Origin of the sequence: Enterobacter cloacae complex sp. IR5384, from assembly GCF_049237265.1 — a bacterium.
In the GTDB taxonomy this organism is placed as follows: domain Bacteria; phylum Pseudomonadota; class Gammaproteobacteria; order Enterobacterales; family Enterobacteriaceae; genus Enterobacter; species Enterobacter cloacae.
The window spans coordinates 40,499-52,409 of record NZ_JBMKHJ010000034.1 but is presented as its reverse complement, the minus strand read 5'-3'; the positions used below and the strand labels follow the sequence as shown (position 1 = coordinate 52,409).

Annotated in this window: 8 protein-coding genes, 1 rRNA gene and 1 pseudogene; 7 read left to right on the top strand and 3 right to left on the bottom strand. The window is 55.2% G+C overall.

From position 1 onward, the window contains the following. From rrf to birA, 3 genes are all read left to right on the top strand, one after another. Positions 1 to 97: ribosomal RNA gene (gene rrf / locus ACOTX3_RS21255) — 5S ribosomal RNA — on the top strand; the annotation flags it as partial. Positions 98 to 223: 126 nt separating this feature from the next. Then, positions 224 to 1,252 carry a UDP-N-acetylmuramate dehydrogenase gene (murB, locus tag ACOTX3_RS21250; protein ID WP_045294846.1) on the top strand — a complete coding sequence of 343 codons (1,029 nt, stop codon included), beginning with the start codon at positions 224 to 226 and terminating at the stop codon, positions 1,250 to 1,252. Continuing rightward, positions 1,249 to 2,211 carry a bifunctional biotin--[acetyl-CoA-carboxylase] ligase/biotin operon repressor BirA gene (gene birA / locus ACOTX3_RS21245; RefSeq protein ID WP_013099224.1) on the top strand — a complete coding sequence of 321 codons (963 nt, stop codon included), beginning with the start codon at positions 1,249 to 1,251 and terminating at the stop codon, positions 2,209 to 2,211. Before murB ends, birA begins: the two co-directional genes overlap by 4 nt. Before the next feature lie 115 nt (positions 2,212 to 2,326). On the opposite strand, the pseudogene bcsG reads toward birA, so the two are convergent. The 3 genes and pseudogenes from bcsG to bcsE form a co-directional block, all read right to left on the bottom strand. Next, positions 2,327 to 3,992 (bottom strand): annotated as a pseudogene (gene bcsG / locus ACOTX3_RS21240) (cellulose biosynthesis protein BcsG). Beyond that, positions 3,985 to 4,182: a cellulose biosynthesis protein BcsF gene (gene bcsF, locus ACOTX3_RS21235; protein WP_028027931.1), complete on the bottom strand. Its 198-nt coding sequence runs from the start codon at positions 4,180 to 4,182 to the stop codon at positions 3,985 to 3,987. The pseudogene bcsG and the gene bcsF overlap by 8 nt, the downstream one beginning before the upstream one ends. Beyond that, positions 4,176 to 5,738: a cellulose biosynthesis c-di-GMP-binding protein BcsE gene (gene bcsE / locus ACOTX3_RS21230; protein WP_058679121.1), complete on the bottom strand. Its 1,563-nt coding sequence runs from the start codon at positions 5,736 to 5,738 to the stop codon at positions 4,176 to 4,178. The genes bcsF and bcsE overlap by 7 nt, the downstream gene beginning before the upstream one ends. A gap of 173 nt (positions 5,739 to 5,911) precedes the next feature. Here bcsE and bcsR point away from each other — a divergent pair, with 173 nt between their 5' ends. Genes bcsR through bcsB form a run of 4 tightly spaced genes read left to right on the top strand, consistent with a single transcriptional unit; the run spans position 5,912 to position 11,910 of the window. After that, positions 5,912 to 6,100 carry a cellulose biosynthesis protein BcsR gene (gene bcsR, locus ACOTX3_RS21225; RefSeq protein WP_013099220.1) on the top strand — a complete coding sequence of 63 codons (189 nt, stop codon included), beginning with the start codon at positions 5,912 to 5,914 and terminating at the stop codon, positions 6,098 to 6,100. Positions 6,101 to 6,111: 11 nt separating this feature from the next. Beyond that, positions 6,112 to 6,864: a cellulose biosynthesis protein BcsQ gene (gene bcsQ, locus ACOTX3_RS21220; protein WP_013099219.1), complete on the top strand. Its 753-nt coding sequence runs from the start codon at positions 6,112 to 6,114 to the stop codon at positions 6,862 to 6,864. Beyond that, positions 6,861 to 9,476: a UDP-forming cellulose synthase catalytic subunit gene (gene bcsA / locus ACOTX3_RS21215; protein WP_058679120.1), complete on the top strand. Its 2,616-nt coding sequence runs from the start codon at positions 6,861 to 6,863 to the stop codon at positions 9,474 to 9,476. Before bcsQ ends, bcsA begins: the two co-directional genes overlap by 4 nt. 10 nt (positions 9,477 to 9,486) lie before the next feature. Beyond that, entirely contained in the window at positions 9,487 to 11,910 is a 2,424-nt protein-coding gene (gene bcsB, locus ACOTX3_RS21210; protein ID WP_058679119.1) for a cellulose biosynthesis cyclic di-GMP-binding regulatory protein BcsB, read from the top strand. Position 11,911 lies beyond the last annotated feature (1 nt).

Below are 11,911 nucleotides of genomic sequence, written 5' to 3'. Positions count from 1 at the left end.
TGGTCCCACCTGACCCCATGCCGAACTCAGAAGTGAAACGCCGTAGCGCCGATGGTAGTGTGGGGTCTCCCCATGTGAGAGTAGGGAACTGCCAGGCATCAAATAAGTGAAGAGGCCATCCGAAAGGATGGCCTTTTTGCGTTTCTGCGTTGCACAAACTAATCCCCCACAACGTACTGCTTATACGGTAAACTACCTGCGTTTTTGCATCAGGATAGCGCCTATGAACCACTCCCTTAAGCCCTGGAATACCTTTGGTATTCAACGGAATGCTAATCACATTGTACGCGCCGATACGGCCCAGCAACTGCTGGATGCATGGCAACGCGCAACAGAAAACAACGAACCCGTACTGATTCTGGGCGAAGGCAGCAATGTCCTGTTTCTCGATGATTTTGCCGGGACGGTCATTATTAACCGCATCATGGGAATTGAGGTCGAAGAGTGCGCCGATAGCTGGCGTTTGCGCGTAGGTGCCGGCGAAAACTGGCATCAACTGGTGCAATATACCCTCGAAAAAGGGATGCCGGGACTGGAAAACCTGGCTCTCATCCCGGGCTGTGCGGGATCATCGCCCATTCAAAATATCGGTGCGTATGGCATCGAACTCAAACACGTGTGCGACTATGTCGACTGCATTGAGCTGGCGACCGGTACGGCTCAGCGTTTAACGGCAGAACAGTGCCGTTTTGGCTACCGTGACAGCATCTTCAAACATGAATATCAGGATCGCTACGTCATTGTCGCTGTGGGCCTGCGTCTGTCCAAAACCTGGCAGCCGGTGCTGACCTATGGTGATTTAACGCGCCTCGATCCGGCAACCGTCTCCCCTCGCGATGTGTTTGACTCGGTTTGCCATATGCGCATGACCAAGCTGCCCGATCCCAAAGTAAACGGAAATGCCGGCAGTTTCTTTAAAAACCCGGTCATAAGCAGCGAAAATGCGAATGCATTACTGGCTAAATGGCCTACTGCCCCGCATTACCCGCAGGCGGATGGCAGCGTGAAGCTGGCCGCAGGGTGGCTTATCGATCAGTGCCAGTTAAAAGGTACTGCCGTGGGCGGCGCAGCGGTTCACCGTCAGCAGGCACTGGTGCTGATCAATCAACACGATGCGACCAGCGACGACGTGGTGCAACTGGCGCACCATGTGCGTCAGCAAGTGGGTGAGAAATTTAACGTCTGGCTGGAGCCGGAAGTCCGCTTCATTGGTCGTACGGGTGAAGTGAATGCTATGGAGACTATCGCGTGAAGGACAATACCATCCCGTTAACCCTGATTGGCATCCTGGCCGACGGTGAGTTTCATTCTGGCGAGCAATTAGGCGAGCAACTGGGCATGAGCCGTGCTGCCATTAATAAACATATTCAGACCCTCCGCGACTGGGGGGTTGATGTCTTCACCGTGCCCGGAAAAGGCTACAGCCTGCCGGAGCCTATTCAGCTCCTGAATGAAGAACTCATCCGCAGCCAGATAGGGCAGGGTAACGTGGCCGTATTGCCGGTCATCGATTCGACAAACCAGTACCTGCTGGAGCGGATAGGCGAGCTGGAATCAGGGGATGCCTGCGTTGCAGAGTACCAGCAGGCCGGGCGCGGCCGTCGCGGGCGTAAGTGGTTCTCACCGTTTGGCGCAAACCTCTATCTTTCCATGTACTGGCGTCTTGAGCAGGGGCCTGCCGCCGCAGTGGGTCTGAGTCTGGTGATTGGTATCGTTATGGCGGAAGTTCTGCATGAACTTGGTGCGGATAAAGTACGGGTAAAATGGCCAAATGACCTTTACCTGAACGATCGTAAGCTTGCCGGTATTCTGGTCGAACTGACGGGAAAAACTGGCGATGCGGCGCAAATTGTCATTGGTGCCGGTCTCAATATGGTAATGCGAAATGTGCAAAGCGATGTGGTGAATCAGGCGTGGACCAACCTGCAGGAAGCGGGGATCACCATCGATCGCAACACGCTTGCCGTGCGTATGATTAAAGAGCTGCGTACCTCCCTGTCTCTCTTTGAACAGGAAGGGCTGGCATCGTTCCTGTCTCGCTGGGAAAAACTCGATAACTTTATCAACCGACCGGTGAAACTGCTGATTGGTGATAAGGAGATCTACGGTATCTCTCGCGGCATTGATGCACAGGGTGCCCTGCTCCTGGAGCAGGATGGCGTCATCAAGCCCTGGGTGGGCGGTGAGATCTCCCTGCGCAGCGCTGAATAAATAAGTATGCGCCCTAGAGGATGGAAGATGGCTATTATTCCGCGAGCCTGAAAATGCTCGTCTGGCTCGCGGAACAATCATTCCCTCTCCCCTAGGGGAAGAGAGTCTGTAGAACTTACTGCGGATAAGGTACCCAGTCTCCGCCGTTCAGGCGAACGTACGGTTTGTTCTGGTACTGAATGACAACCGCATTCGCATTCTCTGACACTTCCGCGGTTTGCGGCAAATTGCTGGTGAGCTGATCCCAGTTCACGCTATCTTCCACAAACAGCTTACCATCGACCGCGCGGGCCACGAGCTCAGCTGACTGGCTGAGTGATCTCAATCGGTGCGCCCTGATGCGGTGCCTTCATACCAAAGAATTTAATCCCGGCCGGCACGTTGGTAATGGACGGGCTGGGGATATCGCGCAGGCCGGACACCTGCATTCTGTCGCCTTTCAGCGCCCCACCGTGCTCCGGAACGACAACCACCATCACTTTACGGCCAGATTTTTCCAGCTCAGTGAAGAACGCATCCAGCTCATCAAAGAACTTCTGCGCACGCACTTTGTAATCCGCCGTTTTGCTCACGCCCGGGAAGTGGTTACCGTCGTGAAGGGGCAGGGTGTTATAGAACGTGGCGCTGCGCGGATTGCTGTCTTTTTCAATGGTCTGCAGCCAGCGCTGTAGCACGGCGGTATCGTCATAGACTGGCGAGCCGTCGAAGCCCAGCAGCGTGACCGGCAGCCCGGTTTGATCCATCAGCGGTGCCTGCATACCCCCTTCTTCACGTACCTCTTTCAGGAAGTTACCGAACTGACCGTTATGCCCCAGCATCAGGTGCTGCGTAAAGCCCAGTTTCGCCAGGTTATCGAACAGATAACACTGGTTGCCAGCGGGCTGATACAAATTCTTGTGCGATGGCTGGCCGCAGCTTGCTCGCAGCAGGCGGATGGCCGCCGGGCCGCTGTACGAGGTGGCAGAGTTAAAGTCTTTAAACTGGATATCGAAATGCGACCACAGCGGGTGCGACATTAAACCAGCCGCATCAACGTCAGCCCAGGAGAGGGAGCAGATGTTAATTACCAGCAGTTCAAACGGCTGAGCATCTGCCGGGAGTGCATCCGGGAATTTAGTCTGACGCTTATCTTCCGCGGTGTAGAAGCTGGAAAGCCAGGCATTCAGGTTGGTTGAGGTCGGCGGTGCGGTCTGTGCTGGAATATCGCCCACCACCGGCGTGTCGCCAGCCGTGGCAACGGTTGCTACCGCGCTTCCTCCGGTGGTGGTCACTGTGCTGGTCGGTTGACCGGCAGGCCACAGGGAAAAACTTGGCCCAGCCAGCGTCAGAACGTTCAGCCAAATCATAATGGCAACGACAAACACCGTGACGCGGATCCACTGTGACAGAAACAGCCAGGCAACCAGCAGCACAAAGACCGCGCCAATCATCTGCCAGTTAATAAAGCGCTCGGTCAGGTCGAGGATATAGCTGGCGCTAAACCCGGCGACCTGCGAACCCTGACTCATGATGCTGTCCGGCCCCGGCAGCCAGGTATCATGCCAGAACAGCGCAAAACCCAGCGGGATGGCAACCCAGTGACGCAAGCGATGCAGCCTGATATTGGGCAGCGGCATCAGCAGGAAAGCCATAAACACCAGGTTCAGCAGAGGATGGAAGTTCAGATAGCCAGCCCACAGCAGACCAAACTTCACCAGAAAGTAGAAGTTCCAGCCGGAAAGGCCGCGCCAGTATTGCCACAGAGGCGATGGTGACGAAGCGGTATAAGTTGAGTTAGTCATGTTTTCGGTCTGCCTTGACGTGTGTTGCCCGTGTCAGTGTTCCGGCTGGTTTGACATAGCGAGGTTTGCCAAACGCCATTCTGGCCGTATCGCGAATACGACGCAGTGAATGGCGTGCATAATAACCAAGCGGGAAAAAGATCAGCGCACAGAATACAACCAGTTGAATGATATCGCTGATATTCATGATGGTGCGTTCTCCCCATTCTCAGTTAATAAGCGAAGGGGTTCCGGAACCCGACGCCAGACATGGCCGTCATGCCGTGCATTGAGGATCGGTTTGACATCGCTCGTGACAGGTAGCGGTTTCACCCAGTTTTCAGGCGCGAGGGCACGCATCTGCACCAGCTCAGCGCTGATCAGATTGTCTTCGAACCAAATCATACGGTTTGAGAAAATATCCCCGGTAGGCAGCGGGAAGATATGGTTCAGTGCGGTATCGAGATCGTTCACCCGACAAAAAGACAAAAACAGAACCAGGCGGTTGTCGCCAATCGTCATGATGTCCCCGGTACGGTTCGGGCGGCATAAGGTGAGCGCCTGTTCCACGCGGATCCCCGGTACAGGTCGCAGGGCAACCATTACCCCTTTCCCGTCTGCAGGAAGCAGCGTGTTGTTCATCATGTTGCCAACGGCATCGCAGAAGGTATCCCATTTCTGATAACCACGCAGTTTCATCGGCTGCGTCATGGAAAGCAGCGTGGAAATATCTTCCGGTACGTGGCGGTTGAACTGCTGCCCCTGGACACTTTCGATAAGCGTCAGGCAGCGTGACAGAGGGGCATTCCACGGGATAACCATGTTTGCGCCACAGCCCAAAAGCAGACGTTCGTCCGTGGCACGCAGGCTGGTATTGTTTTCGCGTACCACAATTTTTAACGCGCTGCCGCGTTGACGACGTAAGGTATGAATTTGTCGTGCCAGCGTTTCAATCTGGTTGTTCTGCATCAGCGAGAAAACAAGGGTTGCCGCCTGCGTCGTGCGAGCTTCATGAAAAAGCGCTTCATTGGACTCAAACAGGGACCAGTTTTCAGACAGCGCGGGCGCCCCCTCCAGTACCGCAATATGGCTCAGGATCCGTTTTTCATCGCTGCGCGGTTGCACCACGGTTTCTTCTTGCTGGGCAAGGTGCCACTCGCCGTCAATATGTTTAAGCGTAAGTTGCTGTCTGGCGCTCACGCCTTTTTCATTACACCAGAATGCAATATCGTAGAGATAGCTGCCCGCCTGGTCGCGCAGACTCGCCAGGCCGAATAGCGAGCGATACTCCGCCATTAAAAGTGAAAACAGCTTGTCGTTATTACTGCCGGGATTGATTATCAATAGCGTGCAATTTTGAAATTTTGCCCATTTATTGATTTTTTCCAGCCACTGCAGCAGTTTCTCCGTCGGGATATTTTGCAGGGCGTTATGTGAACATTTAAGAATCAATAAAAAGCGGTCTGGATTGATGGAACACTGAATGTCGCGGGACAAATAGTATAGACTATCTGCTTCCGACGGCATGGAAAACAAGCGTACCGTCTGTGGACCGCGGTCTCGCTCAAGCGTAATAATTTGCTTCGGGTCTTCGCCCATACTAATGACAGCGACCCGGGAGTCCTTACCCTGCGCGGCAATTGTCTGGTTTACCAGACTGATAGCATCTTCATTATGATCCGAATTAACCCACCAGACTCCTCCGACTGGCATGTGGCGCAATTCGTCCCATAATGACTGGATGCCAATAGAAAATATGGAGTCCACGGTGTCCCTCTTTTCGTCTAATTTGTCTGTATATCAGTTTACTAGCGAAAGCGTAGAAATAAACCTAACATTGAAATTAAAGAGCATCAGATTTAGCATGTAAATGAAATTTCACAGGGCAGGAAGCCTCGCGACTTCAGAGAGTAAAACGATACTCAAAGGGATGGAAAAAAATGGATAATAACGAACCCGGAACCCCAGTCGATTCGACCCTGGGTTACACATTCCAAAACGATTTTCTGGCGCTGACGCAGGCCTTTTCTTTACCTGAAATAGATTACACCGATATTTCCCAGCGGGAACAGTTGGCTGCGGCTATTAAACGTTGGCCGTTATTAGCTGAATTTACCCAACAACAATAAGGGAGCCATTGATGGCCATACTCGGATTACAGGGCGTCCGTGGTGGAGTGGGTACAACATCCGTTACCGCGGCGCTGGCGTGGTCATTACAGCTTTTAGGTGAATCGGTGCTGGTGATTGACGCCTGCGCCGATAATTTGCTGCGTATGTCATTTAACGTCGACTTTACCCGTACAGAGGGTTGGGCCCGCGCGTTGCTTGATGATAAAGACTGGCGTGATGCGGGTCTGCGTTACACCTCTCAGCTCGATCTCCTGCCGTTTGGTCAACTGACCACGACAGAGCGTGAGAATGAAGCCGCCTATCAGCGTTTATTTTCGCAATTCACACTCGCACTGCAGAGCCTCAAAGAAAAAGGCCATTATCAGTGGATCCTGCTGGATCTGCCGCACGGTGCCGGCACGCTGACCCGACAGCTGATTGCCCAGTGCGACCACGTGCTCTCCATTGTGAACGTCGATGCTAATTGCCATATCCGTTTACATCAGCAGGGGTTGCCCCAGAATAGCCATATCCTGATTAACGATTTACGCATTGGCAGCCAGATCCAGGACGATCTGTATCAGGTCTGGCTGCAAAGCCAGCGTCGTCTGCTGCCGATTGTGATCCATCGTGATGAGGGGATGGCGGAATGCCTCGCCTCCAAACAGCCACTTGGCGAGTATCGTAGCGATTCGCTGGCGGCAGAAGAGATCCTGACGCTGGCGAACTGGTGTCTGCTGCACTTCGCCCAAGAGGCGGATCCTGCCAGGGGTACGGTATGAGTCGACTCGCCAGCTGGTTACTCATCCCACCGGTCAGTTCGCGTTTAAGCGACCATTACCGGCATTATCGCCGGCACGGTGCATCGGCATTTAGCGCCGTGTTCGGCTGTTTCTGGATGATTCTGGCCTGGATGTTCATCCCCCTCGAGCACCCCCGCTGGCAGCGCATTCGTGCGCGACACAGTGAATTGTATCCGCACATTAATCCTGACCGTCCACGGCCATTAGATCCGGCGCGGTACATCATTCAGGCCATCTGGCTGGTGGTCACGTCGCCGCGGCAGGAGAAAAAGACGCCGCACTGGCGCAGCTTCAGCCGGGTCCAGCTTTTACGCGAACGCTATCATCAGTGGCTGGACAGGCTGCCTGACCGCGTGGGCGATAAGACCAGCCATCTGGATAACCATAAAGAACTCGGGCATCTGCACCCGGGTTTACGGCGTTTTATTCTGGGCGTGATTGTTGTCTTCTCGCTCATTCTGGCGCTGGTCTGTATCACGCAACCCTTTAACCCGCTGGCGCAGTTCACTTTCCTGATCCTGCTGTGGGGCGTGGCGCTGCTGGTGCGGCGTATACCGGGACGCTTCTCCGCCCTGATGTTGATTGTGTTATCACTGACCGTCTCCTGCCGCTATATCTGGTGGCGTTATACCTCAACGCTGAACTGGGATGATCCGGTTAGTCTGGTATGCGGTCTGGTGCTGCTGTTTGCTGAAACGTACGCCTGGATTGTGCTGGTGTTGGGCTATTTCCAGGTGATCTGGCCGCTCAACCGCCAGCCGGTTCCGCTGCCAAAAGATACGTCGCAGTGGCCGACTGTCGATCTCTTTGTGCCGACCTATAACGAAGATCTGAGCGTGGTGAAAAATACCATTTACGCCGCGCTGGGTATCGACTGGCCCAAAGATAAGCTCAAAATCTGGATCCTGGATGACGGCGGTCGGGCCGCGTTCCGTGAGTTCGCGCAAGAGGTGGGCGTTGAGTATATCGCCCGTACCTCTCACGAACATGCCAAAGCCGGGAACATCAACAACGCGCTGAAGTATGCGACAGGGGAGTTTGTCTCCATCTTTGACTGCGACCACGTGCCGACGCGCTCATTCCTGCAGATGACGATGGGCTGGTTCCTGAAAGAGAAAGCGCTGGCGATGATGCAGACGCCGCACCATTTCTTCTCGCCGGATCCGTTTGAACGTAACCTCGGCCGTTTCCGTAAGACCCCGAACGAAGGCACGCTGTTCTATGGCCTGGTGCAGGACGGCAACGACATGTGGGATGCGACCTTCTTCTGCGGTTCCTGTGCGGTTATCCGCCGTAAACCACTGGATGAAATTGGCGGCATCGCGGTTGAAACGGTTACCGAAGATGCCCATACCTCGCTACGCCTGCACCGTCGCGGCTATACCTCGGCCTATATGCGTATCCCTCAGGCGGCCGGTCTGGCGACGGAATCCCTGTCGGCGCATATCGGCCAGCGTATTCGCTGGGCGCGCGGAATGGTACAGATTTTCCGTCTTGATAACCCGCTGTTGGGTAAAGGCCTCAAGCTGGCGCAACGTCTGTGCTACGTCAACGCCATGTTCCACTTCTTATCCGGTATTCCGCGGCTGATCTTCCTGACCGCGCCGCTGGCGTTCCTGCTTCTTCACGCCTATATCATCTACGCGCCCGCGCTGATGATTGCGCTGTTTGTTCTGCCGCACATGATCCACGCGAGCCTGACCAACTCGAAGATTCAGGGCAAGTATCGCCACTCATTCTGGAGTGAAATCTACGAAACGGTGCTGGCCTGGTACATCGCGCCGCCAACGATGGTGGCGCTGATTAACCCGCATAAAGGCAAGTTTAACGTCACCGCGAAGGGGGGCCTGGTGGAAGAGGAGTATGTCGACTGGGTGATCTCCCGTCCGTACATCTTCCTGGTGCTGCTGAACATTGTGGGGGTGATTGCCGGTATCTGGCGCTACTTCTACGGTCCGGAAAACGAAATCCTGACGGTGTTCGTCAGTATGGCATGGGTATTTTACAACCTGATTATCCTTGGCGGCGCGGTGGCGGTGTCGGTGGAAAGCAAGCAGGTACGTCGCGCGCATCGTGTTGAAATCAGCATGCCTGCGGCGATAGCCCGTGAAGATGGTCATCTCTTCTCCTGTACCGTTCATGACTTCTCCGACGGTGGTCTGGGTATCAAAATCAACGGACAGGCGAAGGTGCTGGAAGGGCAGAAGGTTAACCTGTTGCTTAAGCGTGGCCAGCAGGAGTATGTCTTCCCGACACAGGTTGTGCGTGTGGCAGGCAATGAAGTGGGTCTGCAACTGATGCCGCTGACCAGGAAGCAACATATTGATTTTGTGCAGTGTACGTTTGCCCGCGCGGATACGTGGGCTCTCTGGCAGGACAGCTTCCCGGAAGATAAGCCTCTGGAAAGCCTGCTGGATATTCTGAAGCTGGGGTTCCGTGGCTATCGTCACCTTGCAGAATTTGCCCCGTCGTCGGTGAAAATAATTTTCCGGTCACTTACTTCGCTGGTTTCCTGGGTCGTGTCGTTCATTCCTCGTCGTCCTGAGCGGGATGAGGCGAAGCAGGCGGACCCGGTTATGGCTCAACAATGATGATAACGCGATGAAAACAAAACTTTCCTGGTTATGTGCAGTGGCAATGGGGATGAGTACGCTCCCCGCAACAATGGCTAACGCAGCGCCTGATAACGCCGCGGCCACGCCAGCTCCTACGGTGCCTGTGGTGTCGCAAGCGACCGAGCCGGTTGTCACCGCGGCGCCCGGTCAAACAGAAAATCTCGTTCCCAACCAGCCGACAGCGGGAAATACCCTGCCGGCCGACGCGCAGGTTGTGGGGCAGGTGATGCCGGGCGTTCCGGGGGCTAATGCGCCTGTTGTCACAGAGAATGCCCCGTCGCGGGACGTGAAGCTCACCTTTGCGCAGATTGCGCCGCCTCCGGGCAGCATGGTGCTGCGCGGCGTCAATCCTAAAGGCGGCGTTGAGTTTGGTATGCGCAGCGATGAGGTTGTGTCGAAGGCGGTGCTGAACCTGGAATATACCCCTTCTCCTTCGCTGCTGCCGACCCAGTCTCAGCTGAAGGTCTACCTGAATGACGAACTGATGGACGTGCTGCCGGTCACCAAAGAGCAGTTGGGTAAGAAAACCCTGGCTCAGGTGCCGATCAACCCGCTGTTTATCACCGACTTTAACCGTATCCGTCTGGAATTCGTGGGCCACTACCGTGACGTCTGCGAAAACCCGGCCAGCAACACGCTGTGGATGGATGTCGGGCGTAACTCATCTCTGCAGATGACCTACCAGTCGCTGGCGCTGAAAAACGATCTCTCCGCGTTCCCGGTGCCGTTCTTCGATCCGCGTGATAATCGCCCGTTAAACCTGCCGATGGTCTTTGCATCCTCACCGGACGTCACGGAGCAACTGGCAGCGACCATCGTGGCCTCCTGGTTCGGCTCCCGTTCCGGCTGGCGCGGGCAGAACTTCCCGGTTGTGTATGACAAGATCCCTGACAGAAATGCCATCATCTTTGCGACCAACGCGAAGCGTCCTGCTTTCCTGCGTGAGCACCCGGATGTCAAAGCGCCGACCATTGAGATGATAAGCCACCCGGATAACCCGTATGTGAAACTGCTGGTGGTTTTCGGGCGTGATGAGAAAGACCTGGTGCAGGCGGCAAAAGCGATTGCACAGGGGAATATCCTGTTCCGCGGCAGTAGCGTGGTTGTCGATGAGGTCAAGCCGCTGCTGGCACGTAAACCTTATGACGCGCCAAACTGGGTACGTACCGACCGCGCCGTCACCTTCGGCGAGCTGAAAACCTATGAAGAGCAGCTGCAGTCGACAGGGATTGAGCCGTCTCCTGTCAGCCTGTCGCTGAACCTGCCGCCGGACCTGTATCTGCTGCGCACCACCGGTATCGATATGAACATGAACTATCGTTACACCGCGCCGTCAACCAAAGACAGTTCGCGCATGGATATCAGCCTGAATAACCAGTTCCTGCAGTCGTTTAATCTGGTGAGTAATCAGGAAACGAACCGTCTGCTGCTGCGTTTGCCGGTACTGCAGGGGCTGCTGGATGGTAAAACCGATGTCTCCATCCCGGCGCTGAAGCTCGGGGCGGTAAACCAGCTGCGCTTTGATTTCCAGTACATGAATCCAATGCCGGGCGGTTCGGTGGACAACTGCATCACCTTCCAGCCGGTGCAGAACCATGTCGTGATTGGCGATGAATCGACCATCGACTTCTCGAAGTACTATCACTTCCTCGCCATGCCGGATCTGCGGGCATTTGCTAACGCGGGCTTCCCGTTCAGCCGTATGGCGGACCTGTCTGAATCCATTATTGTGATGCCAAAAGCACCAAATGAAGGGCAGGTGACGACGCTGCTGGACACCATGGCGACCGTAGGCGCGCAAACGGGCCTGCCGGCGATTAACGTTACCCTGACGGATGATGGCACTCAAATTCAGAACAAAGATGCGGACATCATGGTGATCGGTTCCATCCCGGATAAGCTGAAGGATGAGAAGCGTATCGATCTGCTGGTTCAGGCAGCCCAGTCCTGGGTTAACACGCCGCTGCGTCAGACCGAGTTCCCGAGCATCATGCCGGATATCAACGATCGTAAAGCCAGCGCGCAGACGGCTGTTACGTCTCAGGGGGCGATGGCGGCCGTGGTCGGCTTCCAGTCACCGTATAACGATCAGCGTAGCGTGATTGCCCTGCTCGCAGACAGCCCGCGTGGCTACGAACTGCTCAACAGTGCGATGAACGACAGCGGTAAACGTGCCGCGATGTTCGGCTCTGTGTCGGTGATCCGTGAGTCGGGCGTGAACAGCCTGCGCGTAGGCGATGTGTACTATGTGGGGCATCTGCCATGGTTCGAACGTCTGTGGTATGCGCTCTCTAACCATCCGATTCTGCTCGCTATCCTGGCCGCCGTCAGCGTGGTGCTGCTGGCCTGGGTGCTGTGGCGTCTGCTGCGTATCATCAGCCGTCGTCGCCTGAATCCGGATCATGAGTAAG